The organism is Mycolicibacterium sp. P4_G11 (genome assembly GCF_056555145.1).
Genome location: NZ_JBFUJW010000008.1, coordinates 1 through 24,056 on the forward strand (window position 1 = coordinate 1; position 24,056 = coordinate 24,056).

General features: G+C 65.5%; 25 protein-coding genes. 6 read left to right on the forward strand and 19 right to left on the reverse strand.

Annotated features, from left to right (window positions below; all coding sequences use genetic code 11):
- Nucleotides 1-383 (reverse strand): mycobacterial-type methylenetetrahydrofolate reductase (locus AC1U2B_RS18470; RefSeq protein ID WP_480217912.1); only part of this gene is annotated, 383 nt, incomplete at its 3' end.
- A gap of 155 nt (nucleotides 384-538) precedes the next feature.
- Here AC1U2B_RS18470 and AC1U2B_RS18475 point away from each other — a divergent pair.
- A complete protein-coding gene (locus tag AC1U2B_RS18475) occupies nucleotides 539-1,300 on the forward strand; it encodes an alpha/beta hydrolase family protein (protein ID WP_043391812.1) in 762 nt (253 codons plus the stop codon).
- Here the strand turns inward: AC1U2B_RS18475 and AC1U2B_RS18480 are convergent.
- Nucleotides 1,293-2,957 (reverse strand): alpha-keto acid decarboxylase family protein, encoded by a 1,665-nt coding sequence (locus AC1U2B_RS18480; RefSeq protein ID WP_480217913.1) that lies wholly within the window; start codon nucleotides 2,955-2,957, stop codon nucleotides 1,293-1,295. The two genes, AC1U2B_RS18475 and AC1U2B_RS18480, sit on opposite strands and share 8 nt — an antisense overlap.
- Before the next feature lie 152 nt (nucleotides 2,958-3,109).
- Here AC1U2B_RS18480 and AC1U2B_RS18485 point away from each other — a divergent pair, with 152 nt between their 5' ends.
- The 3 genes from AC1U2B_RS18485 to AC1U2B_RS18495 all read left to right on the forward strand — a co-directional run bounded on the left by AC1U2B_RS18485 (nucleotide 3,110) and on the right by AC1U2B_RS18495 (nucleotide 5,985).
- Nucleotides 3,110-3,721, forward strand: a complete 612-nt coding sequence (locus AC1U2B_RS18485; RefSeq protein WP_043391809.1) for a TetR/AcrR family transcriptional regulator — start codon at nucleotides 3,110-3,112, stop codon at nucleotides 3,719-3,721.
- Nucleotides 3,722-3,802: 81 nt separating this feature from the next.
- The gene (locus AC1U2B_RS18490; protein ID WP_480217914.1) at nucleotides 3,803-5,383 is read left to right on the forward strand and encodes an FAD-dependent monooxygenase; all 1,581 of its coding nucleotides are present in this window, start codon (nucleotides 3,803-3,805) and stop codon (nucleotides 5,381-5,383) included.
- 68 nt (nucleotides 5,384-5,451) lie between these two features.
- The gene (locus tag AC1U2B_RS18495; RefSeq protein WP_480217915.1) at nucleotides 5,452-5,985 is read left to right on the forward strand and encodes a hypothetical protein; all 534 of its coding nucleotides are present in this window, start codon (nucleotides 5,452-5,454) and stop codon (nucleotides 5,983-5,985) included.
- On the opposite strand, the gene AC1U2B_RS18500 is transcribed toward AC1U2B_RS18495, so the two are convergent.
- Nucleotides 5,975-7,186: a DUF7373 family lipoprotein gene (locus AC1U2B_RS18500; RefSeq protein WP_480217916.1), complete on the reverse strand. Its 1,212-nt coding sequence runs from the start codon at nucleotides 7,184-7,186 to the stop codon at nucleotides 5,975-5,977. The genes AC1U2B_RS18495 and AC1U2B_RS18500 overlap by 11 nt on opposite strands.
- 152 nt (nucleotides 7,187-7,338) lie before the next feature.
- On the reverse strand, nucleotides 7,339-7,899 hold the full coding sequence (locus AC1U2B_RS18505; protein ID WP_480217917.1) for a PadR family transcriptional regulator: 561 nt from the start codon (nucleotides 7,897-7,899) through the stop codon (nucleotides 7,339-7,341).
- Between the two features lie 110 nt (nucleotides 7,900-8,009).
- On the opposite strand from AC1U2B_RS18505, the gene AC1U2B_RS18510 reads away from it, so the two are divergent.
- Together AC1U2B_RS18510 and AC1U2B_RS18515 are read left to right on the forward strand one after the other, a co-directional pair.
- Nucleotides 8,010-8,429: a nuclear transport factor 2 family protein gene (locus AC1U2B_RS18510; protein WP_480217918.1), complete on the forward strand. Its 420-nt coding sequence runs from the start codon at nucleotides 8,010-8,012 to the stop codon at nucleotides 8,427-8,429.
- Between the two features lies 1 nt (nucleotide 8,430).
- Nucleotides 8,431-9,468 carry an LLM class F420-dependent oxidoreductase gene (locus AC1U2B_RS18515; RefSeq protein ID WP_480217919.1) on the forward strand — a complete coding sequence of 346 codons (1,038 nt, stop codon included), beginning with the start codon at nucleotides 8,431-8,433 and terminating at the stop codon, nucleotides 9,466-9,468.
- 154 nt (nucleotides 9,469-9,622) lie between these two features.
- On the opposite strand, the gene AC1U2B_RS18520 is transcribed toward AC1U2B_RS18515, so the two are convergent.
- The 15 genes from AC1U2B_RS18520 to AC1U2B_RS18590 all read right to left on the reverse strand — a co-directional run bounded on the left by AC1U2B_RS18520 (nucleotide 9,623) and on the right by AC1U2B_RS18590 (nucleotide 23,779).
- Nucleotides 9,623-10,102: a CAP domain-containing protein gene (locus AC1U2B_RS18520; protein ID WP_480217920.1), complete on the reverse strand. Its 480-nt coding sequence runs from the start codon at nucleotides 10,100-10,102 to the stop codon at nucleotides 9,623-9,625.
- Nucleotides 10,099-10,464, reverse strand: coding sequence for a DUF732 domain-containing protein (locus tag AC1U2B_RS18525; protein ID WP_480217921.1), 366 nt, complete (start codon nucleotides 10,462-10,464; stop codon nucleotides 10,099-10,101). Before AC1U2B_RS18525 ends, AC1U2B_RS18520 begins: the two co-directional genes overlap by 4 nt.
- Nucleotides 10,434-11,003 carry an Rv1363c family protein gene (locus AC1U2B_RS18530; protein WP_480217922.1) on the reverse strand — a complete coding sequence of 190 codons (570 nt, stop codon included), beginning with the start codon at nucleotides 11,001-11,003 and terminating at the stop codon, nucleotides 10,434-10,436. The genes AC1U2B_RS18525 and AC1U2B_RS18530 overlap by 31 nt, the downstream gene beginning before the upstream one ends.
- A gap of 36 nt (nucleotides 11,004-11,039) precedes the next feature.
- The gene (locus AC1U2B_RS18535; protein WP_480217923.1) at nucleotides 11,040-11,624 is read right to left on the reverse strand and encodes an Rv1363c family protein; all 585 of its coding nucleotides are present in this window, start codon (nucleotides 11,622-11,624) and stop codon (nucleotides 11,040-11,042) included.
- Nucleotides 11,594-13,063, reverse strand: a complete 1,470-nt coding sequence (locus AC1U2B_RS18540) for an MCE family protein (protein ID WP_480217924.1) — start codon at nucleotides 13,061-13,063, stop codon at nucleotides 11,594-11,596. The genes AC1U2B_RS18535 and AC1U2B_RS18540 overlap by 31 nt, the downstream gene beginning before the upstream one ends.
- A gap of 1 nt (nucleotide 13,064) precedes the next feature.
- Nucleotides 13,065-14,186, reverse strand: coding sequence for a virulence factor Mce family protein (locus AC1U2B_RS18545; protein ID WP_480217925.1), 1,122 nt, complete (start codon nucleotides 14,184-14,186; stop codon nucleotides 13,065-13,067).
- Nucleotides 14,183-15,505 (reverse strand): MCE family protein, encoded by a 1,323-nt coding sequence (locus AC1U2B_RS18550; protein WP_480218101.1) that lies wholly within the window; start codon nucleotides 15,503-15,505, stop codon nucleotides 14,183-14,185. Before AC1U2B_RS18550 ends, AC1U2B_RS18545 begins: the two co-directional genes overlap by 4 nt.
- Before the next feature lie 2 nt (nucleotides 15,506-15,507).
- Nucleotides 15,508-16,848 carry an MCE family protein gene (locus tag AC1U2B_RS18555; protein WP_480218102.1) on the reverse strand — a complete coding sequence of 447 codons (1,341 nt, stop codon included), beginning with the start codon at nucleotides 16,846-16,848 and terminating at the stop codon, nucleotides 15,508-15,510.
- 17 nt (nucleotides 16,849-16,865) lie between these two features.
- Nucleotides 16,866-17,894 carry an MCE family protein gene (locus AC1U2B_RS18560; protein ID WP_480217926.1) on the reverse strand — a complete coding sequence of 343 codons (1,029 nt, stop codon included), beginning with the start codon at nucleotides 17,892-17,894 and terminating at the stop codon, nucleotides 16,866-16,868.
- Nucleotides 17,891-19,201 carry an MCE family protein gene (locus AC1U2B_RS18565; protein WP_480217927.1) on the reverse strand — a complete coding sequence of 437 codons (1,311 nt, stop codon included), beginning with the start codon at nucleotides 19,199-19,201 and terminating at the stop codon, nucleotides 17,891-17,893. The genes AC1U2B_RS18560 and AC1U2B_RS18565 overlap by 4 nt, the downstream gene beginning before the upstream one ends.
- 5 nt (nucleotides 19,202-19,206) lie before the next feature.
- Nucleotides 19,207-20,061 carry an ABC transporter permease gene (locus AC1U2B_RS18570; protein WP_480217928.1) on the reverse strand — a complete coding sequence of 285 codons (855 nt, stop codon included), beginning with the start codon at nucleotides 20,059-20,061 and terminating at the stop codon, nucleotides 19,207-19,209.
- Nucleotides 20,058-20,744 carry an MlaE family ABC transporter permease gene (locus tag AC1U2B_RS18575; RefSeq protein WP_413784731.1) on the reverse strand — a complete coding sequence of 229 codons (687 nt, stop codon included), beginning with the start codon at nucleotides 20,742-20,744 and terminating at the stop codon, nucleotides 20,058-20,060. The genes AC1U2B_RS18570 and AC1U2B_RS18575 overlap by 4 nt, the downstream gene beginning before the upstream one ends.
- Before the next feature lie 226 nt (nucleotides 20,745-20,970).
- A complete protein-coding gene (locus AC1U2B_RS18580; protein WP_480218103.1) occupies nucleotides 20,971-21,297 on the reverse strand; it encodes an alkyl sulfatase C-terminal domain-containing protein in 327 nt (108 codons plus the stop codon).
- Between the two features lie 139 nt (nucleotides 21,298-21,436).
- Complete coding sequence (locus AC1U2B_RS18585) at nucleotides 21,437-21,661, reverse strand: hypothetical protein (protein WP_480217929.1); 225 nt, start codon at nucleotides 21,659-21,661, stop codon at nucleotides 21,437-21,439.
- A gap of 93 nt (nucleotides 21,662-21,754) precedes the next feature.
- Nucleotides 21,755-23,779 carry a beta-galactosidase gene (locus tag AC1U2B_RS18590; RefSeq protein ID WP_480217930.1) on the reverse strand — a complete coding sequence of 675 codons (2,025 nt, stop codon included), beginning with the start codon at nucleotides 23,777-23,779 and terminating at the stop codon, nucleotides 21,755-21,757.
- Between the last annotated feature and the right edge of the window lie 277 nt (nucleotides 23,780-24,056).

Below are 24,056 nucleotides of genomic sequence, written 5' to 3' on the forward strand. Positions count from 1 at the left end.
CCCGTACCGTCGCCGTCGCTCATCGTGCGCGGCACACCCACGAACGCGATGCCATCGAAGTCCGCATCCTGCAGCACACTCAGCCGCTTGCCGAGCGCATCCTCATCCAAAAACGACGTCACCTGCGTGCACAACCCACGCATCCCCGGCAGCTCAGGCTTCATCAACTGCCAGAAGTCCAGGACGTCCATCTTCGGCTTCATCTCGATGGGCCGATCGCCGTCTTCCTCGATCATCCCCGGGATCATCACGTGCCGAATACGGCCCTCGATACCCACCGCGGCCGCATTGAGCAGCACCTTGTGCGCCTCGTCGACCGCAAACTGGGGACCGCGCTCAATATTGGGCGGGACCAGTTCGAAGGCGATGGTGTTCAGGGTCACGACTCTGCTCCGGATCTCAGGACTGCATACGGGGCGCAGGCGTCACTGACCGCTACGACCCGCAGGCCGTGTTTCCCGTGAAACCTCCACCCTACCGATGGCCTCCAGCAAAGAATCGGCCACGTCCGGCTTGCCACACGTGATAAACCCGTCCCGTGGCTGAACGCGTCAAGTTCCAGAGTTCCACCGGCCCTATGCTGGCCGGGATCATCGACCTACCTGAAGGCACCCCGCGCGGTTGGGGCGTCTTCTCCCACGGCTTCACGCTCGGCAAGGACTCCCCCGCCGCGGCACGCATCTGCAAGCAGCTGGCATCCGACGGCATCGGGATGCTTCGCTTCGACGCCATCGGGCTGGGCGACTCGGAAGGCCACTGGGGCGACGGGTCCTTCACCCATAAGACCAACGACGTCATCGAGGCGTGCAAGTTCATGACCGAGCGCGGCACGCCTTCGGCGTTGTTGGTCGGGCACTCGTTCGGCGGGGCGTCGGTCCTGTCCGCGGCGCGGCAGGCTCCCGGCGTCCGCGCGGTCGTGACCGTCGGTGCGCCCATCGACCCGTCTCATGTCGAGAAGCAGTACGACGACATCCTCGACTGCGTGCTCGCGAACGGCAGCGCACAGTGGATGGTCGGCGGGCGTGAACTGACCCTCAAGCGCGACTTCGTGGAGGATGTCCGCGCGGCCAAGCTGCACAGCAAGATCAAGGAGCTGCACCTGCCGCTGCTGATCCTGCACTCGCCGACCGACAACACCGTGGGCATCGAGAACGCCAGTGAGATTTTCCGGACTGCCCGGCACCCACGCAGCTTCGTCTCGCTGGAGGGCACCGAACACTTGCTCACCGGACCTGGTCAGGCCAAGCGAGCGGGACGGATCATCGGCGCCTGGGCCGACGCCTATCTGGGAGCTAAGTAGCCTCGTTCGCCTTGGCGATTGCCTCGGCGAGTTCCTCCAGTAGCGGCGGCACGTCCAGAGCGGTCACCACGGCTTCGATGAAGACCAGATCGTTCGGGTGTGCTGCCGCGTCGGCCAAGGCGGCGTCCAATTCTCCGCAGGTGGTGGCCCGGTGGGACAACGGGTTTCGGATGCCGAGCGCTGCCGGAATGTCGCGCCACCGCCAGCTGACGATGTCGTTGTACGGCGCGGTGGGACCGTGGATCGCGCGCTCGACGGTGTAGCCGTCGTTGTTCACCAGGATCACCACCGCGGGCACGCCTTCGCGCCCGAACTGGCCGAGTTCCTGGATCGTCAACTGTGCGGCACCGTCCCCGATCAGCAACACCGGACGACGGCTCCGTTCGGCCAGACCCGCGCCGAGTGCGGCCGGCAGCGTGTAGCCGATGGACGCCCACAGCGGCTGACCGATGAACGCCACGCCGCTGGGCAGTCGGTGTCGGGCCATGCCGTAGTACGACGTGCCCTGCTCGGCCAAGACCACATTGCCCGGGGTGAGGGCGCCACAAACCTTGTCCCACAGAGCTTTCTGCGTGAGCGGCTGATCCGGTGTCAGCATCGCGTCAGACGTATCAGGCACGGGTTGGGGCACCGCCGGCGACCGAGTGGGCCGGCCCTTCAGGATGCCGGTGATCGTGTCGAGCGCCGCTGACATGTCCAATGGCGCAAAGACTTCACCCGCCACGACGCTCTGATTGGGGCCGATGTCGATGGTCCGCGCGGGGTCGATCTGCTGCGTGAACGATGCGCTCACCATGTCGGTGAACTGCACCCCGGCGGTGACCAGCACCGGGGCCTCTTCGATGGCCCGACGGACCGACTCCTGACTGGAGGTGCCCGCATAGATGCCGAGGAATTCGGGCGCCGACTCGTCGACCAGGCTCTTGCCCCACATCAGCGTGGCGTGCGGGACGACGTCGGCCGCCAGCAGTGCCTCCAGCTGCGGGACGGCTTCCAGTCGATGCACGAGGAGGTCCGCCAGCACCGTCAGCTGATGCTCGCCGATGAGGCGGGCGGCGGCCGCGGTGAACAGCGACAGCGCCCGCGGGCTGGTGCCACTGGTGTACCGCGGCAGGGGTCCCGTCGGAGGTTCCACGGGGAACCGGGCAACGTCGGTGGCCAGCATCAGGTAGCCCGGCAGCTTGCGCTCGTGCACCTCGGACAGCACCCGGTCGATTTCCCGAGTGGCGGTGGCCGGCACGAGTTTGGCTTGTGCGCAGGTGATTTCACGGGCGATACGGAGGAAGTGGTCGAAGTCGCCGTCACCGAGCGAGTGGTGGATCACCCGGCGGGAGCCCTGGACGTCGATGGATGGGGTGCCGACGATGTGGACCACCGGCACGTGCTCGGCGTAGCTGCCCGCGATCGCGTTGGCGGCGGACAGCTCCCCGACACCGAACGTGGTGATCAGCGCCGCCATCCCCCGCAGCCTCCCATAGCCGTCCGCGGCGTATCCGGCGTTGAGTTCGTTGGCACTGCCGACCCACCGGATATCCGGATGCGCGATCACATGGTCGAGCAGCTCCAGATTGAAATCACCTGGGACCCCGAATATCTCGGTGGCGCCGAGTTCAGCGAGCCGGTCCAGCAGGTAGTCACCGACGGTGTATTCGGGCATGCCGGCCTCCTGGATTCGCGGGTACTGCGATGGTATCGGCCGATCGCCACAGTCGTTCGACGCAGAGAGGCTGGGCGAGATCGCGGACATCGGCGGGGAGTCGCTCTACAGTTGCGGAACTGTCTTGTTCCGCTGAAAACGAGGAGGGCCCCATGCCGACCAGTCGAGCTCCCAAGCGTGCGGCCGGTCGCTGGGATCCGACGCTGGAGGCCACGATCCTCGACGCGACCCTGGCGGCAGTCACCGAGCTGGGCTACGACCGGATGACGATGGATGACCTGGCGGCGCGCGCCGGGGTCGGCAAGGCGGCGATCTACCGGCGCTGGTCGTCGAAAGGCGAGGTCGTGGCACAGGCCATCGCGCACTGGCGGCGCTCGCTCGGGACGCCACCCGCCCCCGACACCGGCTCGTTGCGCGGCGACCTGGACGCCTTGGTGGATGCTGTTCCCGACTACGACGCCAAGGACATTGACACGATTCGCGTGGTGGTCGGGGTCGCGACGGCCGCGATGCGCGACCCCGTACTGTCGGCAGCCCTCGACGATCTGGTGCTGAGCGTGCCGCGCCAAGTGCTGCGCTCGATCCTCGATCGGGCAGTCGCCCGCGGTGAGATCTCCACCGCGCGCGATCTGACGCTGCTGCCCGACGCAGTCCTCGGGCTCAACATCCTGCGGATGATCTCCGGACGCCCCATCGACCGCATCTACGTCCGGCGGGTGCTGGACGACGTGGTGCTGCCGCTGGCCACCGCGTCGCCTTCCTGACCGTCAGGGCTTGCGCCTGGCCGGAAACCGTGTCACCGTTGAACGGAACTAATTAGTTCCATTCAAATTCGGGAGGCCCCGATGACTACCCAACGCACGCCCGTCCTGATCGTCGGGGCCGGTGCGGCCGGGCTGGCGACAGCCGCCCTGCTGGCCAAGCACGGTGTCGAGTCCCTCGTCGTCGAGAAGCGCCCAGAGCTCTTCCGCTATCCGAAGGCCCGCAACCTGAGTTTCCGCACGCTGGAAATCTTGCGCGGGTTGGGACTGTCCGACGAGGTGCACGCGGTCGGCGCCCAGACGGCGGACATGGTGATCAAGCCGGCCCTGAACAGTTCGGAAGAACTGCCCGCCCTCGACATCGGCGCCATCTTCGCCGGGCTGGACCACCTCAGCCCCGAACCGGTGATCCAATACTGTCCACAGAGTCGGCTGGAGCCAATCCTTCTGCGCCACATCAGAAATCGTGACGGCGAAGTCCGGTACGGCACCGAGCTGGCGTCCCTCGACCAGGACGCATCGGGAGTCAGCGCTGTGCTGCGTGACATCGCGTACGGCCAGAGAACCGCGATACGCGCCGACTACCTCGTCGCCGCCGACGGTGTACACAGCAGCATCAGAAGCACCCTCGGCGTCCACACGACCGGCCTCGACACGCTGCCGATCTACGTGGTGTTCATCTACTTCCGCGGCCCCTGGCTCCAGTTCGTCCCGCACCTCGGCGACGGTGCCAGCGTGCAAGTGAAAAACACCGGGGTGGACGGCATCTTCGTCCCGGCGGACGGTGATCTCTGCCTGTTCATCACCACCTATTTTCCGCAGCATGGTCAGTCCGCCGACCAGTTCACCGAGCAACGCTGCCGCGACCTGATCCTGGCGGCAGTGGGCGAGCCGATCGACATCGAGATCATCGACGTCGCACCGTGGCAGCCGCACCAAAGGGTGGCCGCGTCATTCTTGTGCGGCCGCACCTTCTTCGTCGGCGATTCCGCCCATGCGATGCCGCCGTTCCGGGCCGGTGGTGCCAACGTCGCGATCCAGAGCGCCGACAATCTGGCCTGGAAACTGGCCGCTGTGCTGCAGGGCCGCGCCGGCCCTGCACTCCTGGCCACCTATCACGACGAACGGCATCCGGTAGGGGTGTTCAGCAGCCGGCAGTCGCTGACCGGACCGATCCTCGCGACCCTGGACTTCGATGCCCCCTCGGGCTTCGACGTCGACGAAGAACAGCCGATGTTCGCGCTGTTGGCCGGGTATCGGTACCGGTCGACGGCCGTCATCGCCGACACCCCACCCAGCGGGGCACAACCCGAACTCGTCACCGAGTTGCGCGGACAGCCGGGCACCCGGATGCCACACGTGTGGCTGCAAGGCGGCCGCGTTTCCACGTTGGATCTCGTCGGCCCCGAGTGCGCCCTCCTGACCTCGGACGACACCGGCAGCTGGCATCGTGCTGCACCGGAAGGCGTTGCTGTGCAGACAATTACAGCAAATGATCGGCCGGCGTGGCTCGCCGCGACCGGCTTGCAAACCGACGGCGCCCTGCTGATCCGACCGGATGCGTTCGTCGCGTGGCGTGCCGAGACGTTGCCACCTGATCCGGCCGCGACGCTGTCGGGGGTGCTGGCCGACATATTCGGAATCCGATCCGGCCAGAGCAGGTGACCTTCACGCCACGGCAATCACGTTGGATATCAACATGATTGCCGCCCCGAAGCACTAACATGATCAGCATGACCGTTCGCCCACATCGGCTCGTGTGGCAGGTCGCGGCAATGTCGCTGCTCGCGGCCTGTGGTTCGAATACGTCGGCGACACCATCGTCGAGCACTGCGGGCACAGCGCCCGCTGGGCCCGCCGCGACCACGACCGCGGCCCCGTTACCCTCACCGGTCCCCATCGTGCCGATCAAACCGAATGCGCGGCAGGCCAAGTGGGTCGACCTGCAGGTCGGCGACTGCCTGAACACGCCCCCGCCCACCGACCCGAGCGTCGTGGAGGTGACCCTGGTCGACTGTTCCGCACCACATATCGCCGAGGTCTTCCTCCGGGCCAGCGTCGCGGTCAACGACGCCGTCTCCGGTGTCGCCGATCAGCGGTGCGCGGCGGGTCTGACGCAGTACACCGGCCAGAACGGCGGGTACACCTCGACCTACCTGATCGACTCCAACATGGACCGGACGGGACACACGCCGCTACCGAGCACGGTCATCTGCCTCTTGCAGTCGACCACCGGCCTGTCGCTGAACGGCTCCGCTAAGGCTTAGCTGTCAACAGAATGTACTGCGCGGCAACCTGTTCGTGCACGTCTTTCAGTTCGGCGCCACGCGCCTCGATGGCGTAATTGCCCGCCGGCGCGACACAGTAGAACTGCTTCGGGTTGGCCAACAAGATGCAGCGGCTGAGCGTCAGTGCCGGCACCGGATCGGCGGTCTCGGTCCCGTCGACCGACACCTCTTTACCGAAGGCGTTCGCCACGTTCACCGCTGACGACGGGTCCTTGGCCTGATACACACTGGTCTTCCCCCGCGCGAACCCGGTCACGCCGTTGTCCTGGAACACCTTGCTCGACGTGATCGGGTTGCTCTGGAAGTGCAAGGCCCCGGTACCGGAGTAGACGGCGTTCTGGGAGTTGCGGGGCGCATCGGTCAGCAATGTCAACGCCAGGAGTCCCGTCGGGTCGACCCGCACCGCAGCCAGCTCAGCCGCCGGTTTGAACGGCTCGATCGCACGGACCTGGGCCCCTATCGCCTTGGCCGCCAACGCGATGGCCGGATCCGGACCACCTGTCGATTGCGCCAGTTGGATCAGCACATACGGGCCGCGCGCGGTGAACGACCGGGCGGTGGTCACCTTCGCGCCACGCGAATCGACGTCGTACGTCGACGCCAGCGCATCCGGATGCTCGGGGAGTGCAACAGGTTTCGGCTCCGCGCCGCGGATCTTGAGCTGCAAGGCCGCCGCATTCATCTCACTGGCCGCGGCGGTGGCATCCGCCGGTCCGGCGAACCGCAGCACGCCGTTGATCAACACGGACTTGGTCGCGGACTCCCGCGCCGAGGCGAACCCGTCGATGAAGTTGTGCCGGCCGGCAGCGGAGGCGATGCTCTCGGGTCCGAACTGAGCCAGCGCACCCGGCGCATCGATCACGAAATACGTTGACAGATAAGGCTCGGTGAGGGTGCTGTCGACCTCCCACGGCCCTACCACGTAGCCGGCCAGCTGTTGCGCCTCGACCTTCGCGCCGATCTCCGGGGCACCCGCGGTGCCGTAGGGCTCATGCGCCTTGGTCGGGTAGGCCCCCGGCTTCAGCTGCGCGGGGGCGACGATCGCCGGCGGTGGCGGTGCCGTCGAGGTCGCCGGTTTGGCGGACGAGGTGGCTGGGCTGGACTGCGTAGACCCGCCGCCGCAGCCCGCAGCCAGCACTGCCACCACGAGTGCCGCTCCGCAGTTGACCAGACCCCGCATATGTTCCTCCCCCGCCGACTTCAGACCAACCTACTCAGGTGCATCATCAGGCAACTGACCACCGATCGGATGGTGGTGAAGGTCCAGGTCGCCGAAGGTGCCGACGACCATCATCTGCGCCGGACCCGGCTCCCAGACGGGCATACCCGATGTTAACGCCGCGGCTGCCGCCGCTCGATGACCGCCAGCGCCGTTTGCGCCCACCGCAGGTTCTCCTGCTCGAACGAGATGCCGCGCATCAGGGTCAGGTAGGGCCCTACCCGATCCGCCTCGGTCAAGAACACCGCTTCGCTACGGCCACCCAGTATCCGCGCGCGGATTCGCTCGTAGAGTTCGAGTTGCTTTGTGGTCCACTGGATTCGATCCCGCAGACCCGCGCACACCGCTACATCGTTGCCGCTGTCGACGGTTGACACCTGGACCAGCAAGTCATCGCGCATGGCCAGCGGCTTCGGTGTCGCTTCGGTGAACTCATATACCGCGGCCCGGCCGGCATCGGTCAGCGTGAACATCCGCTTGTTGGGCCGCCGCTCCTGTTCCACGACGCGAGCCTCGATCAGCCCGTCGGCTGCGAGGCGGTCGAGCTCCCGGTACAGCTGCTGAGGGGTGGCCATCCAGAAGTTGGCAACGGACGCGTCGAAGCCCTTGGCCAGGTCGTATCCCGAGGCCTCACTGTCGAGCAGGGCCGCCAATACGGCGTCGCGCAGAGCCATGCCCGTGAGTCTAATAGTCAACAAAGTGATTAGTCACATATAGACATGCTGAGCTTGTCCCGCTAGCGTCACCGATACCTAATCAACAAATTGACTATGCGAGGTATGCGATGCAGGCATTCCGCAAGGCCGTGGAGACCCACGACCCCGCCGCCATGGTGGCCTGTCTGGCCGACGACGTGGTGTTCACCAGCCCCGTTGCGTTCAAGCCCTATCCCGGTAAGCCCATCACCGCAGCGATCCTGCGCGGTGTGATGCGGGTTTTCGAGGACTTCCGCTACGTCCGTGAGATCAACGACCCCGAAACCAGCAGCCACGCACTGGTTTTCGAGGCCACCGTGGGCGGCAAGAAGATCACCGGATGCGACTTCATCCACGTGAACAACGAGGGCCTGATCGACGACTTCATGGTGATGGTCCGGCCGCTGTCCGGCGCCCAGGCCCTGTCGGAGGCGATGGGCGCCCAGTTCCCCCAGATCCAGGCCGAGGCAGCCGAAGAGATCGCCGCCCTCGCCGCGAAGGAGCAGTGACATGAAGATCGGTCTGGGCATCAACTACGCCGGCGGCTTCAAGGAGGTCGTGGCCGAGGTCGCCGACCTCGAAAAGGCCGGCTTGGACGTTGTTTTCGTCCCGGAGGCGTACTCCTTCGACGCCGTCAGCGCACTCGGCTATCTGGCCGCCGCCACCGAGCGGGTGCAACTGGCCTCAGGCATCCTGCAGCTCTACACGCGCACGCCGACCCTGACGGCCATGACCGCCGCCGGCCTCGACTACGTGTCCGAAGGCCGGTACATCCTGGGCCTCGGCGCGTCGGGCCCGCAGGTGATCGAGGGCTTCCACGGCGTGCCCTATGACAACCCGATCGGGCGTACGCGCGAGGTCGTCGAAATCTGCCGGCAGGTGTGGCGCCGTGAGCGACTCACCTACCAGGGTAAGCACTACACCATCCCGCTGCCCGAGGGCCAGGGCACCGGGCTCGGCAAGTCGCTCAAGCTGATCAATCATCCTGTGCGCGAGCGCATTCCGGTGCTGCTGGCAGCCCTCGGCCCGAAGAACGTCGAGTTGGCCGCGGAGATCGCCGAAGGCTGGCAGCCGATCTTCTACCTGCCGGAACGCGCCAAGGACGTCTGGGGCGACGCACTCGAGGCCGGGTACGCCAAGCGCGACGCGACGCTGCCGCCCATGGACATCTACGCCGGACCGGCACTCGCCATCGGCGACAATGTCGAGGGAATGCGCGAGTTCATCAAGCCCCACATCGCGCTGTATATCGGCGGCATGGGCGCCAAGGGCAAGAACTTCTATCACAACGTGGCGACCAAGTACGGCTACGGCGCCGAAGCCGACCGCATCCAGGAGCTGTACCTGGCCGGCGACAAGGACGGCGCGGCGAAAGTCGTTCCCGACGAACTGGTTCGGGACATCTCGCTGATCGGCAGCCGCGAATTCGTGAAGGAACGCGTGGCCGCGTTCCGGGAGTCCGGCGTGACGGTGCTCAACGTGGTGCCGATGGGCGCGACGACCGCCGACCGCGTCAAGCTCATCGAGGAGCTGCGCGACCTGGTCTAGATCGGGGACAAACCGCGGGCCGCCACGGGAAGATGGGCACACACTCCTGAGCCGGAGGGCGCCTTGACCACCTACGACCCGCCAGGCCGCCTGGTACTGCTGCGCCTCTTGGCGCGGCCGTCCCGCTCAAGGGCAAGACCCAGACGGTGAGTCTCTACGCCCCCGGCTGACCGTAGACGGCAACGACCACCGAGCGGTCGAAACTGTTCTCCGACCACACACCCATGACCGTGTTGGCGCAGTTGGCCATGATCGCGTAGGTCGGCGGGTCGTAGTACCACTGGTTGAGCACGTCCAGGTTGTTGATGGCGATCGACCGGTTGATCGCCACCGTCTGAAACACCTTGCCCCGGAAGCCGGCAGCCTGGGCCCGCGTCTGCGGGGTCGACCCGTCTGAGCCGAGGTCACCGTCCAGGTCGCGGTTGTTCAGCACGTCGTTGGCGTGCCACTCCGCCGCGAGCCGCAGCTGCGGGCTGACCGCGACATCGTTCGTGCACCCAGCCTGGTGCTGAATGGTGTAGACGTTGGCAACCACGCTGTTGTTGAGGCGCGCGTTGTCGGCGTGGGCCACCGCAGGCAGCGCGGCGCCGAACGCGAAGACCGCCAGGATCACCCCGGCCAACCGGGTGCTCACTGTGCCCTCGGCCGGTAGTTGGCCGCGGAATCGCGCAGCGGCCCGATCAGTTCGGGGCACAGTTCGTTGGCAACCTGTCCGACAAGGTAATTGGCTTGGCCTTCGTCGCCGCCCGTGACGTCGACCTTGATGTCACCGATGATCTGCGCATAGCTACGGCCCGCGGAGATCTTGTCGCACACGCCGCGCCCGTAGGCGATGGCGGCATCACCGCTCGGGAATGCAAACCCGGGCCGCGCATTGACGCTGTTCACGTACGTCACCGGATCGGCAAGGGCCGACGGCGCCGTCCACCCGAATCCGGCGGCGACCACGACCAGAATCCCGGGGATCACACCGGGTCGAACTGCGAAATCAGCCATCGATCGTGCACCTTGTCGAGAGTCACCCGCACGGTCGACGTCGAACCGGTGGGAGCATCATTGCCGATGGTGGTGGTCTGGTTCACGAAAACCAGTGCCACCGCATGATTTTCGGTGGCCGAAACCGAAGCGGCGTCAGGCACCGTCGCTACCGCCGAGATGCGCTTCTGCTTGGACCCAGGGGCCACGACGGTGTCGACCAGCTTTGTGTACTCGCCGCGGAAACCTCCCGTCAGACGGTCAGCAGCGGCCTTGAGTTCGGTGTCGACGGTGTCCGGGCGGTAGGACAGCATGGCAATGGTGCCCTCGCTGGCGGCCCGCACCGACTCGGTGGCCGCGGTCTGCGCCAGCCGCACCGAATCATCTTGCCATTTCAGGTATCCCGCGGCGACGGCGAGGAGCATTGCCACGGCCGCCAGCGCAACCCCAACCCACCGCGCCCACGGTCTCCCCGAATCACTCTGCACTACCGCAGGTTCGGCCTCGACAATTTCGGCCGCCTCGACCGATACGGGGCGTTCTTCGATGTCCACTGTCATGATCTGTCCTTCATGTTGCCCTGATCGTCCGGTGTCTCACGACACGAACTGGACGTTGGAGATCCTCGCGCCGGCACCGTCTTTCGCGACACTGATCCGCATGCGCCAGTTTCGCGGTGGGCCGGCCGGCGCCTCGGCCAACGATGTCCGCACCGACACCGCGAGAAGTACCTGTGCGCCATCACCGGTCACCGACTCCAGGCCGGCCTCGGTGACAGTGCCCTCGGATTTCGATCGGGCCTGTTTCACCACGGCGACGAACGGCTCCGACCGACGCTGAAAGTCCTCCCGGAACGCACCGGTGGATGCATCGAGAATTCGCCGGATGTCGGTGTCCGCCTCGGTGTAGCTGATCGTGGTCAGGTTCAGCGCTGCCTGGCGCGCGGTCTGCACGTACAAGTTCTTCAGCGCTTGCCCCTCCTGCGCCTGGTGAGCGCGCAAACCCAGCCAGCCCGCCAGGGCACCGACGGCGACCACCAGCACCAGCGCCACGGCAACCACCGGCGCGATGCGCGGCAACCGTTGCCGCAAGGACGGTTTGGCCGCTACGTCCGTCTCGTCGACTGTGTCGCTGAGATCGGCAATTGCGTCTAGTTGTTCGGCGTCAGCATGCTCTGCCATGTCTTGCCTTTCGTGGTGGCGGCCAGGTCTGAGTCGGTGTACGGCTTGCCGTCCGGACCCACGTACCCGCCGGTCGCGGGGTCATAGGGCACGAAGGCCACCGGTGGTGCCGGTCCGGGCGGAGCGCCGGGGCGCTGCCGTGGATCGGTGCCCGGCGCGTACTGCGGAACCCCCTGACCCGTGAGGGTGGCGTTGGGGTCGCCCTTCCAGACGTAACCGTCGTTGAGGGGCACGTACGGCTCGTTGCTCTCGCAGAGTTCAACGGTCGGTGACCGCTTGGCGGGGTTGTTCTCGCACGGAATGTTCCGCACGCCGCGAACATTCAGATCGGAATCCTGCGGCACCCGGCAGTACAGCTCACCGGCCGGCCGCTCCGGGTAGTCCACCTCGCTGGGTATCCGCTGCTGTTTGATCGGCAGGAACCCGGTGTTGCACGGTGGCGGCAGGTTCATGTTCAGTTTGAAGTCCAGATAGATGCCTCGGTAGGGCGTCTTGAGGTCCGAGTCGGCGACGGCGATCGCCGACATCAGCGCGGTGCCCTGCGGGAACAACACCAGCAGTTGCTCGATGTCGTGCCGATAGGTGATCGCGATGTCACCCAGGCTCACCATGTTGGCCAGCAACAGCGGTAGCGCGGGGGCGAACCTGTCGAACAGGGCCCGGCCCTCGTCCAGGGTCGGTTGCCCCAGCTTCAGCAGTTCGGCGAATGCGACGTTCTGCGCTTTGAACTGGCCCGTGATCGAGGCCAGCCGTTGCGCCCAGGTCGCGATCGAATCCGCGGTCTGCACTTGGGAGTTCAGCACCGCGGGGCTTTGGTCGATCAGCTGCGTGATCGGGCCGACGTTCTTGCCGGCCTCGATGGCCAGCGCCGTCGAGCCGTTGACGATGCGCGACAACTCGGGCCCGAGCCCGCTGACCGCCTTGTCGGCTTCGTCGACGACAGTGCGCAGGTTGTCCTGCGGGATGGCTTCCAACGCCCGGTTGGTGGCATCGAGCAGGTTGCCGATATCGGGCGGAATTCGTACCTTCGCGACCGGGATGGTCGCGCCGCTACGTAGTTCCGATCCACTGCCGGATTGGCCTGCCGCAGGGATCAATTCGACGAACTGCTCGCCGACGGCCGAGCGGCTGTGGACCGCGGCCGACACGTCCGCAGGCACCTTGATCGACGAGTCGAGGTTCAGCTCGGCGCGGACGCCACCCGCGGTGACATCGACCGCGCTGACCCGGCCGATCTCGGTGCCGCGGTAGGTGACCACCGATGTCGGATACAGGCCACCCGATTCGGGCAGTTCGACGGTCACGGTGTAGCGGCCGTACCCGAGCAACGTCGGCACGTGCACGAACCCGAATGCCATGACGCTGCACGCAATTACGGTGACGGCACCGAGGATCGCCAGCTGGGTCCAGACGGTGCGGGACAAGCGCAGACGCAGCATGTCAGTACCCCCCGAAGTGGTAGGGAGCGATCAGTGGGTTGCCCGCGGTGTACGGGCTGGGCATCTGACCGATGGTGCGGCCCCACTGCATCTCCAGTTCGGTGAGGTTGCCTTCCCACCGGGTTCCGGTGAACAGGCTGCTGTCGAGCCTGCTCAAAGTCAGGTCGATGACCATCGTGATGTTGGCGAAGTCGCCCCGGAACCAGTTGCCCAGATTGCTTTTCACCCACGGGTAGGTCGACAGGAAGTCCAGTCCCTTGGTCAGCGCGGGCCCTGAATCGGCCAGCGACCGCAGCACGGGCACCATGTTCCGCAGATTCGCGACCAGGCTTTCCTTGGTCTGCGTCACGGTCGACGAGGCAACGGCGCCGAACCGCCCGACGGCGTCGATCGCGTTGGCCAGGTTCGCGCGCTGCTCGGCCAGCACGGCCAATGCCTGCGGGATCGTGGTCAGCGCCTTGTCGACGGTGTGCTGGTTCGCCGCGACTTGGCCGACCAGGGAGTTCAGATTCTCTGTGGCAGAAATGATGTCGTCGGTCTGGGCGTTGAGCCGGGCAATGAACGTGTCGAGCTGGGTCAGCAGGCTGCGCATGTCGTTCTCGCGCCCGGCCAGCGCTTTCGCGAAGGTCTGGTTGATCTCCTGGAGTTGAGCCAACCCGCCACCGTTGAGCAGGATCGACGCCGACGCGAGGGCCTGCTCTGTGGTGGGATACGTTGCGGCCCTGGACAACGGGATCACCGCGCCGCCCGTGAGCTGTCCCTGCGGCGGCTCGTTGGTGGGCGGGCTGAGCTCGATGTGCATCGAGCCGAGCAGGCTGGTCTGCCCGACCTTGGCGGTGCTGTTGGCGGGCAGGTGGACATCTCCGTCGATCCTCATGGTGACCAGCGCGTGCCAGTCCTGCACCTCGATCTTGGTGACGTTGCCGACGTTGACGTCGCCGACACGCACCCGGGTGTTCTGCTGGATCACCACGACGTCGGGCAACTGCGCTTGGATCACATACGAGCCCGGTCCGTCGCCGACAGTGCCGGGCAGCGTCAGCGAATTCAGGCCCCGCCATTGGCATCCCGGCAGCACCAGCACGCTGACGACGATGAGCGTCACGGTCACGAGTCGCTTCATGGCTGTGTCCCTTGCGGCGGCACCATGAGGCCGGCCAGTCCCTGGCTCGGGTCGGTCGGCGCGGCCGCGGGCACCTCTGCCGGCAGCGGAGCCGGCGTCGGGGCCTCTTGCGGCGGAGCCCCGCCTGGTCGCAGCCGCGGCTCGCTGTAGGTGACTTCGTTGGGCCGGGCAGTTGCACCGACGAACGGGTTCCCGCCGATCGGCACAAAGTTGTACTGCCGGTTCTTGATGATCGGCGCCAGATACTGCACGCACAGCTTGGCCGACTGAGCGAAGTTCTCCCGCGCCGCGGACTGGATTGCGCCGCACAGGAATTGCACGGTGTCGGCAAAGTTGACCGGCGCCAGGATGCCGGTGATGGCGCTCTGCGCGGGGTCGTAGATGTTGGTGAAGTTCTGGAACACCGTCGGCGCGATGTGCAGGACCTGTTTGAGGTCCGTGCGGCTGTCGTTGAGCGCCGTGGTGATCGCGTTGAGGTGGTCGAAGGTGGTCCCCAACCCTTCCCGGTTCTCCGCGATGAACCCGCGCAGATCCTTGACCGCGGTGTCCAGATTGCGTGTCGCGTCGGCGATGTTGTTCGGCGTACTCGACAACGCGGTGGTGATGGCGGCCATGTTGGTGTTGAAGTCCGCGAGCAGGTCGCTGCTCGACGACAGTGCGGACACCAGCATCTGCAGATTGCGGACGGTACTGAAGATGTCGGTGCTGTGGTCGCCGAGCGCCGACATCGCGCGGGACAGCTTGATCACGGTGTCGCGTGCGGTGTCTCCCTGGCCACGCAGGTTGTCCGCGGCGCTGTTGATGAATTCGCCTACCGCACTGGGACCGCCGGGGCTGGTCGGTTGCAGCGAATCCGTCAGCTTCTCGAGTTGCTGGCGGAAGTCGTCCCACTCCACCGGCACCACGGTGCGATCCAATGCGATGGTGGACCCCGCGGCGAGCTTCGGGCCGCTGGTGTAGGCGGGCACCAACTGGATCGCCCGCGCGCTGACCAGTGACGGCGACAAGATCGCGGCGCGGACGTCGGCGGGCAGTGCGTATTGCGAGTCCACCGAGAAAGTGACCTTGGCGGCACGCGGCTGCGGTTCGATCTTTTCGACCGTGCCGACGGTGACGCCCAGAATCCGGATGTCGTCGCCGGTGTACAGGCCGTTGGTGTTCGCGAAGTACGCGACGTAGGTGCTCGTCGTGGCGGTGACCCACCAGGATCGGGCCAGTCCGGTGACCGCGACGGTCAGCGTGACAGCGAGACTCACCGCGATGGCGATCCGCCAAATCCCGCGTCCGCGAGAATCTTTCGTACCGAGGTCGACAGCCATCGTCACCGCCCTCCCACTGGGGAAACCGGATCCGAAACCACGCCCGGTGAACCGCTGGGCGAGTGGTTCGGCGGCGGCAGCGGGGTGGGCGGCGGGACGGTCGGTGCGGGCACCTCACCGGGAGCCGGGGCCAGCGCCGGCGGTCCGGGCGGCGGACCACCCGGCGCGGGTGCGGGCAACGGCTCGCGATACGGGTAGCGCGGATCTCCCGGATTGCCGGTGATCGCATCGGGCAGAAACAGATTCGGCGGTCCACCTTGACCGGTGCGTGGGTAGGGCGTCGGCAGGGGCGGGATACCGGGCTGGCCGGCGCCGGGCTCGGTCAGCTGCGACGGCAGCAGTACATTCGGGTCCAGCCCCAGATCGGAGAACGCCGCGTCGACGAACGGCTGATCGAATTGTCCCGGGAACAGGTTGACCAGTGACGCTTTGAAGAACGGTCCCGCACCCAGCACTTCGCCGAACGACATTGCGTACCGGCGCAGCAGGTACAGCGTGCGTTGCAGTTCCTTCTTGCGGTTGTCGAGGATGCCCAGTACGCCGTTGAGCTTGTCGACGGCGGGTTTGAGTTGCGTCCGATTGTCTTTGACCAGGCCGGACAGCTGCTGGGTGGCCGCGCTGACATTGACCATCAGCGTCTCGACCGAGTTGCGTTGCGAGAGAATCTCGCTCAGCAGCGCGTCCGTGTTCACCACCAGTCGTGCGATCTGGTCGCTGCGCTTCGCCAGCACTCCTGTCACCTTCTCTGCATCGGCGAGTAGCTGGCGCAGCTTCGCATCGCGGGTGCCAAGGGTATCGGAGAAGCGCGCCACGCCCTCCAACGCCAGTTTCAGATCGGGCGGGGTGTTCTGGAAGGTCTGCGCCAGCGTCTTGAGCGCCGACGACAGCTGGGTGGTGTCCAGGCCACTGATCGTGGTCGTCAGGTCACCCAGCGCAGCGGGCAGATCGTACGGCGACGTGGTGCGTTCAATCGGGATGGGACCGGCCAGGTTTCGGTCGCCCCGCGGTGTCAGCTCCAGCACCTTGGTACCGAGCACTGTTTCGGTCTTGATCGCGGCCTCGGTGCGGTCGCCGAGTTCGACGCCGTCACGCACCGTGAAATCGACCAGAACCTTGGCGCCCTCCAGATGGATTCCCGAGACGCGCCCGACCCCGAGGCCCGACACCCGCACGTCGCTGCCTGTCTTGATGCCGCCGGCATCGGCGAAGTACGCCTGATAGTCGGACGTCCCCTTGATGAACGGGATCTTGTCGTAGCTGAATGCGGCGGCGACGATGGCGACGATCAGCACGATGCCGGTCGCACCGACCGCCAACCGGTTGCGTTCGGCTAGTGGCTTGATGTTGAACCTTTTTCGTGTCATTTCGGTGTGCACCGCCCGGAATCCTGGCCGGCGACCTTGACGTACACGGGTTGTCCACCTTTGCCGTTGAGCTTGAGCAGCGCGTCGCAGAGGTAGAAGCCGAAGTAGTCGCCGTACAGCCCGTTGCGCGAGAGGATCTGGTATGCGTCGGGCAGCGTCCTCACCAGGTCGTCGACGTAGTCGTGGTCCGCCATGATCTGCCCCGACACCCGATCTGTCTGTTGCACAGTCTGTTTGATGTGTTCACGAGCCACGGTCAGCAGATCTGCCACTGATTTCGTCGCCGCGTTGATGTTGGCGACCCCGGTGGCGATGTCGGACTTGCGTTCGGCCAGGCCCTGAACGAGTTGTGAGAGCTTGTCCAAGCCGTCGGCGAACTGAGTGTCGCGGGCGGCGAAGGTGCCCACCACGGTGTTGAGGTTGGTGATGACCTCACCGATGAGCTGATCCCGACCGGCCAATGTCGTTGTCAGAGCCGAGGTCTGGGCCAGCACCGACGAGATGGTGCCGCCCTGGCCCTGGAACACCCGAAGCAGTTCGCCGCTCAGCGCGTTGACCTGGTCCGGATCGAGTGCACGGAACAGTGGTCGGAAGCCTCCGATGAGCGCGTCGACATCCAGTGCTGGTGCGGTACGGGACAACGGGATCGTCTGGCCCGGAAGGAGTTTCCGCACCGACCCGGGCCCTTCGTCGAGCGACAGGTAGCGGTCGCCGATCAGGTTCTCGTAGCGGATCGTCGCCGTGGTGCCCTCGGTCAGGGTCAGCTGCCGGTCGACGGCGAAGTCGATGGTGACGGTGCCATCCTTGTGCAGGGCGAGGCTCTTGACCTTCCCGACCTCGACGCCGGCGATGCGAACGAAGTTGCCGCCCTTCAGACCCGAGACGTTGGTGAACACCGCCTGGTAGGTGGCGCGCGAGTCGAATCGGAACTGCCCGAACACCGTCAGCAGGCCGAACATGAAGAGCAGGCTGACCAGGGTGAAGATCACGACGCGGGTTACGGTCCCGCGGAGGCGGCTTCTCACGGTGACCCCGAATCGGGTTGGGGTTCACCCATCTCAACCCCTGGCAGCCCTGGCGCCGGGCCACCGGGGTACCGGATTCGCGGCGGCTCCGGTTGTGGTTTGGTCACCGGGAAGTAGTTGGCGAAGCCAGGGAATCCGATGCCCGGGTTGGGCCGCATATCCAATCCGTCACCGAAACCGGTGTCGGTCACCAGATACTTGACCGGGAAGTTCTTGCTGACGTCGGGCAGCGAACCGCAGCTCGGTTTGCCGCCCGGTCCGCCGCTGGCATTGACGACCGGCAGGTTGTCGGGGAAACGGTAGGGGTCGGCACCGGCCAGCAGCGCGGCATCCATGATCACCGATTTCCCGTTGCCGCCCATGGCATATCGACCGCCGTGGTCCAGGAACCACTGGGCGCCCTGGAACAGGCAGGTGTAGGTCGGCGAGTACTTGTCGAGCAGCGCGGTGGTCGGCCTCAGCAGATTCATCGCCAGCACCAGGTTGGTCTCGTTCGCGCCGATGGTGTCGATGCCCGAGCGGGAGAATCCGACGGCGGACAGCAGGAGTCCGTCGAGTTCTTTCGACTGCCCGGCGATGGTGGTGGCGGTCGTCGAGAACGAATCCAGGGTGGACACGATGTCCTGCGCCGCAGTCGAATACGCCTGCGCGGTCTGGCCGAACAACTGCCAGTCCCTGCGCACCGTGTCCATGCGCGGATTCACCGCCAGCAGTACCTGGTTCGCGTCCGTGATGGCTTGTCCGATGACGTCGCCTTTGCCGCGCAATGATTCGGCCACCGCCGAGAGCACCGAGTTGAGCTTCGTCGGGTCGATCACCTGGACCACCGACTGCAGGTTCTCGAACACCGTGTTGACCTCGACGGTCACATTCCGCGACTGCAGCACCGCACCTGACCGAAGGTGGCCTCCGCTTGGACCGGTCGGGGGCACGTTGAGTTCGACATACTTGGCGCCGAACGCGGTGCTGGACCTGATCTGCGCTTCGACGTTGCTGGGCAGCTGCGCGAAGGGACCGGGGTCCATCCGCAGTTTCAGGGTCGAAAGTACGTGTCCCGCAGTATCGGTGCGGCTGCCGATCGATTCCACTTCGCCGATCTGCACGCCCCGCAGTTTCACCTTCGCGCCGTCTTCCATCACCAGACCGGCCCGATCCGAAACCAGGGTCAACGGCACGAATCCCCGCAGCGACCCGGAGAACAGCAGCCAGGTCATCGCGGTCATCACGACGACCACGATCACCAGCACCGGCGCCCACCAGATCGGGTCGATCTGCTCACGCCGAATTCCGTTAGCGCCCTTCGTCATTCGGTTCAGCCCGCCAGGTGGAAGTTGCCGGACTGCCCGTAGACGGACAGCGTGATGGTCAGCAGGATGAAGACGCCCGCGGTGATCGAGGTGCGTACCGCGCGGCCGACGGCCTCGCCGACACCGGCCGGCCCACCGGTGGCGGTGAAGCCGTAGTAGGTGTGCACCGCCATCACCGCGGCGGCCATGGCCAGTACCTCGAAGAACGACCATGCCAGGTCGTTCGGGTGCAGGAACGTCGTGAAGTAGTGGTCGTAGACGCCGCGCGACTGGCCGTAGATGATCGTGGTTCCGAAGCGCGTGGCCAGGAACGACATCAGCACCGCGACGGTGTAGATCGGGACGACCGCCACCACACCGGCGACGATCCGGGTCGCGGCCAGGTACGTGACGACCCGGATGCCCATCACTTCCAGGGCGTCGATCTCCTCATTGATGCGCATGGCGCCCAGTTGTGCCGTCGCCCCGGCGCCGATCGTGGCGGCGAGTGCCACCCCGGCGGTGGCCGGCGCGATGAAGCGCACGTTCAGGAAGGCGCCCAAAAAGCCGGTGAGGGCTTCGATACCGACGTTGGACAGGGTGTTGTAGCCCTGGACGGCGATCAACGCGCCGGTGGACAAGGTGAGGAACCCGACGATGACCACGGTGCCGCCGATGACGGCGAGGGCCCCGGTACCCATACCCATGACGGCGATCAGCCGCAGCACCTCGCCCGGATACCGCCGGACGGCGTCCCCTGTGGCGGCCAGCGCGCTGCCGTAGAAGGCCGTCTGCTCCCCCAGCCGACGGGTCGCCGCGACCGCCTGGCCCGCCAGTTCGCTGAGCTGAGATGGGCGGTCGACATCCACATCGGTTGTCATGGCGCGACTTTCACGCCGAACGCGGTTGCCAGGATATTGATGAGGAAGAGCGCCATGAAGGAGAAGACGACGGTCTCGTTGACCGCGTTGCCCACCGCGGTCGGGCCGCCACCGACCGAAAGCCCCTTGTAACACGCGATCAGGCCGGCCGACAGACCGAACAGCAACGCCTTGACCAGGGAGACGACTACCTGGGGCAGGCCCGTCAGCAGGGTCATCCCCGCGATGAACGCGCCGGGGGTCACGTGCTGGATATAGACGACGAAGAAGTAGCTGCCGGCCAGGCCGACGACGGCGACCATCGAATAGAGCATCGCCGCGACGAACGTCGCGGCCAGGACGCGCGGCACGACCAATGCCGGAATCGGGTTGACACCAATGACTTTCATGGCATCGATCTCTTCCCGGATGGTGCGCGCGCCGAGGTCGGCACACATCGCGGTCGAACCGGCACCGGCCACGACGATCGCGGTGACCACCGGCCCCACCTGCGTCACCGAGGCCAGCGCGGCGCCGGCACCGGACAAGTCGCCGGCGCCTACCTCGATCAGCACGATGTTGAGCGTGAAGACGATCAGCACCGTGTAAGGAATCGACAGCACGACCGTCGGGACGACGGAGACCCTGGCGACGAACCAGATCTGCTCGATCAGCTCACGCCAGGCATATGGCGGACGCAGCATCGCGGCGAACGTCTCGCCGGTCAGGACGATGAAATCGCCAACCGCCACAGCGGGACGCGCCCAGGCCGCGGAGGCGCGCGGAGACGACTGAAGCGTTTGCGCCACAAGCTGCCTCCCAGTGCCAATTTTCGTAGAGCTTGGCCCGGACGTTAGGAAGGCACCAGTTTGCTGTCAACGCAAAAGAAGTCGAACGTGACGTCGTCAATAACCGAAGATGCAGGTCGACTCAACGCAATTGCTTCGGTTCACCCGGATTGAATCGCACTGAGCCAAAACCTACCTGCGAATGCCCTCCTTGCGGCGTGATGATGTTGAACCAGAACGGGAAGGTGTCCAGCAGGCCGACGAACTCGTCCACCGACTGCCGGTTGCCGTCGACGGTGACGTTTTTCGCTGAGATCACGTCCGAGTGTTTGACTTTGCCGAGCTGAATCTCGTTCATCGTCGACTTCGTCAGCTTTCCCCCGGCTCGCCGTCCCCGTTCGTCAGCACCTTCGTATTTCGACCCACGCGGGCCGATTACGCCGATACCTGCCGCCGATATCCCGCAAATTTACGAATGCGAACAATTCGGCCTCGGGGAGAAAGCCGCGGAGAGAAAGAAGATTCCCTGTGCCCTTTGCAAAAATTTACGAGCCAATGAATAAAATGGCCGCTTCGCCGAAAGCGAAGCGGCCGTTGTCAGACGCGATCTAGTGCAGCCACTTGCCCGGCTTGTCCCAGTGCCCGGGGGGCGGGACGAACGGCAACTGACCGACCTGACCTGGCGGAACGCCGATTATCTGGCCGATCTGACCCGGCGATGGCGCGGGTACCCACCACCAGTCACTGTCAGCGTTCGCCTGACCCGTGCCGAGCCCGATGGCAGCAAAACTCAAGGCGCCTGCGGTAATGATTGCGAATTTTTTGATAGACATGTCCAGCTCCTCGTCAGCCCATCAGATGTCACATATTCCACTATGCCACTGAGCGTCACTGACCGCTAATAGGGAATGCTGGCAAACACCAACTCACTCGTCGTGTGAGGACCCCGGCGCCGACGTCCCGGCCGCACCAGCCTTCACCGGCTTCGACTTCGGCGCCTCACCGCGCGGCGACTGGCCCTTCGGGCTGTCATCGGCGGCCGCGCCGGCCGCGGGCTTGCCGCTGCCGGTCGGGTGCTGGCCGGCCTTCTTGCCCTTGCCACGCTTGGGCGAATCAGCTTGCTTCGGCGCATCGGAATCCGGCTGGGCCTTCTTGGATCCCGCCGAGTCCTTCTGGCTCACAGGCTTCTTGTCGTCGGACTCTGCCTTGGGCACGCCCTTGACCTCAGGGGTCTTCGACTCAGATGTCTGCGCTTCGGGTGTCTTCACCTCGGGCTCGACGGTCACGGGGTCCTTGGGGTGTGTCGCGTTCGCATCCACCGGCTTGACCTCGGGCCCGGCCGCGGTGTCCTTCTCCGTCCCCTTGGCCGGTGCCTTCACGGCATCAGGACCGTCGGCGTCCTTGACGTCGGCCCCCTTGACCGGGGCAACCTTCACACCGGCCGCCTGCTCCTGTTTCGTCGCGGCAGTTGCCTTCGGCGAATCCAACTCCGCCGCAACCTCTTTCATCGCGGCCACTGCCTTCAGCGCTGCCGTCGGGTTCACTGCGGCGACCGATGCCGGCGGACGAATGATGTCGCCGATCTTCTTGATCACGTTCGAAATACCGGCGACCACAGCCTTCGTCACGTCGACCGCTGTGTTGGCAACCCATTTCACGCCCTGCACGACGGCGTTGGTGACCCATTTGACCGTGTTGACCACCGCTTGCGTCACCGCCTTGGTGACGTCGACAAACGCGTTCCAGGCGGCATCGACGACTTTCACCACTGCTCTTCCGATGTTGACGGCCACGTCCACAACCGCCCCGATCGCCAGCCGCACTGCGGCCAACACCCGGGCCAAGATGCCCTCGACACCTCCGACGCCATTGAGCCGCAGGATCTCCTGCGCGATGACGAACGCGGCTTCCTTCGGAATCCAGTCCGCATAGAAGACGCCGAACTTGCCACTGCCCGGTTGGTCGTCACGGGTGGTGTAGATGAAGAGCGGCCCGCCGAACGTCATGGTCTGCCACGTGTTGATGAGGTCCTTGATGTACTCGGCCTGGGTGTGCTCGCTGACGTGATCGGTCGGCACGCCGTACTCGGTGATCCAGATCTTCTTGGCAGCATCACCGTTCGCCACCATGAGGTCGTAGATGTTCTGAATCTGGGTGAGCGGCGCGAGTGGCACGCCCTCACCGTCAGAGAATTTCAACCCCTCGTGGTACGGGTGGAATGCCAACGCGTCGAAGAAATTCTTGGCGCCGGCGGCATACATGGCGTTCACGTAGTCCACGGGGTTCATGGTGACGCCGCCAAAGGTGAAGACGCTGCCGAGCCCGGCTGCGATGACCGTCGCCGTGGGGTCGGCCGCTTTGATGGCCGGGTAGGCGGCCTGCAGCAGTTGGGCATAGCTGGACGGCGAGACCGGGTCGTAGAAGCAAACGCAGTTCACCTCGTTCCACACCTCGTACGCCGAGATGGTCTTGCCGTATCGCGTGGCGACCTGGGTCATGAAATTCGCATAGGCGACCGGGTCGGGCGTCTTCGCCCCGGGGAAGCTCCCCGCCGTCCCAGCCCAGACGGGCGTGCTGTTGGCCATCGCGAGAACGCCCATGTTGCGTGCCTTCGCCGCATTCATGATCGCGTCGATCGGTGCCCAGTTGTACTGGCCACGCAGTGGCTCGGTGTACACCCAGGGGATGTAGACCCGAACGTCCTGGACACCCATGGCTTGCAGCATGTCCAACGTGGTGTCGATGTCTTGCTGCGACATCCCGTACAGGCTGGAGTCAGCCATACCGATGGTCGATGGCGCCGAAACGATTTCCGCGGTCGGCGTCACCTCGGTGTGCACGACGGGCTGCACCGGCCGGGTGACGTACGCACAGAACACCACCAGCGGCAGCAAGACGATCACCATGCGCTGCAGTGCCGCGAGTCCGAGTTTGCCTATACGTCCAGCCACCAAAGCCCCCTTGCCAGTGCCGTACGTGCGACGCGTAATCATCGCTCGAGGCAAATTTACGTCCGGGGATGGTAACCCGTGGGCGATTTGCCGGAGTCCCCTCACCCACCGAGCGGCAGCAGAGTGAGGTGGTGGCACCTACCGGCGGTACTTCCTCGTCGACAGCCGACCCAGCGTTATTGACGATACTGGCAAAAATCTTTGCCAGAAGCGCTGCGACAGTCGTTCACAACTGTTAATTTTCTGTCAGTACTGCGGCACGACGCCGGTCTGCCAC

What these genes read in the sequence shown, in the direction of transcription:
- AC1U2B_RS18495 (WP_480217915.1), top strand. Translation starts at nt 5,452, where the DNA reads ATGACCGTTCGCCCACATCGGCTCGTGTGGCAGGTCGCGGCAATGTCG.
- AC1U2B_RS18480 (WP_480217913.1), bottom strand. Translation starts at nt 2,957, where the DNA reads ATGCCCGAATACACCGTCGGTGACTACCTGCTGGACCGGCTCGCTGAA.
- AC1U2B_RS18535 (WP_480217923.1), bottom strand. Translation starts at nt 11,624, where the DNA reads ATGGCAGAGCATGCTGACGCCGAACAACTAGACGCAATTGCCGATCTC.
- AC1U2B_RS18490 (WP_480217914.1), top strand. Translation starts at nt 3,803, where the DNA reads ATGACTACCCAACGCACGCCCGTCCTGATCGTCGGGGCCGGTGCGGCC.
- AC1U2B_RS18485 (WP_043391809.1), top strand. Translation starts at nt 3,110, where the DNA reads ATGCCGACCAGTCGAGCTCCCAAGCGTGCGGCCGGTCGCTGGGATCCG.
- AC1U2B_RS18585 (WP_480217929.1), bottom strand. Translation starts at nt 21,661, where the DNA reads ATGTCTATCAAAAAATTCGCAATCATTACCGCAGGCGCCTTGAGTTTT.
- AC1U2B_RS18565 (WP_480217927.1), bottom strand. Translation starts at nt 19,201, where the DNA reads ATGACGAAGGGCGCTAACGGAATTCGGCGTGAGCAGATCGACCCGATC.
- AC1U2B_RS18510 (WP_480217918.1), top strand. Translation starts at nt 8,010, where the DNA reads ATGCAGGCATTCCGCAAGGCCGTGGAGACCCACGACCCCGCCGCCATG.
- AC1U2B_RS18545 (WP_480217925.1), bottom strand. Translation starts at nt 14,186, where the DNA reads ATGAAGCGACTCGTGACCGTGACGCTCATCGTCGTCAGCGTGCTGGTG.
- AC1U2B_RS18575 (WP_413784731.1), bottom strand. Translation starts at nt 20,744, where the DNA reads ATGCTGCGTCCGCCATATGCCTGGCGTGAGCTGATCGAGCAGATCTGG.
- AC1U2B_RS18550 (WP_480218101.1), bottom strand. Translation starts at nt 15,505, where the DNA reads ATGGCTGTCGACCTCGGTACGAAAGATTCTCGCGGACGCGGGATTTGG.
- AC1U2B_RS18525 (WP_480217921.1), bottom strand. Translation starts at nt 10,464, where the DNA reads ATGGCTGATTTCGCAGTTCGACCCGGTGTGATCCCCGGGATTCTGGTC.
- AC1U2B_RS18500 (WP_480217916.1), bottom strand. Translation starts at nt 7,186, where the DNA reads ATGCGGGGTCTGGTCAACTGCGGAGCGGCACTCGTGGTGGCAGTGCTG.
- AC1U2B_RS18570 (WP_480217928.1), bottom strand. Translation starts at nt 20,061, where the DNA reads ATGACAACCGATGTGGATGTCGACCGCCCATCTCAGCTCAGCGAACTG.
- AC1U2B_RS18515 (WP_480217919.1), top strand. Translation starts at nt 8,431, where the DNA reads ATGAAGATCGGTCTGGGCATCAACTACGCCGGCGGCTTCAAGGAGGTC.
- AC1U2B_RS18505 (WP_480217917.1), bottom strand. Translation starts at nt 7,899, where the DNA reads ATGGCTCTGCGCGACGCCGTATTGGCGGCCCTGCTCGACAGTGAGGCC.
- AC1U2B_RS18540 (WP_480217924.1), bottom strand. Translation starts at nt 13,063, where the DNA reads ATGCTGCGTCTGCGCTTGTCCCGCACCGTCTGGACCCAGCTGGCGATC.
- AC1U2B_RS18530 (WP_480217922.1), bottom strand. Translation starts at nt 11,003, where the DNA reads ATGACAGTGGACATCGAAGAACGCCCCGTATCGGTCGAGGCGGCCGAA.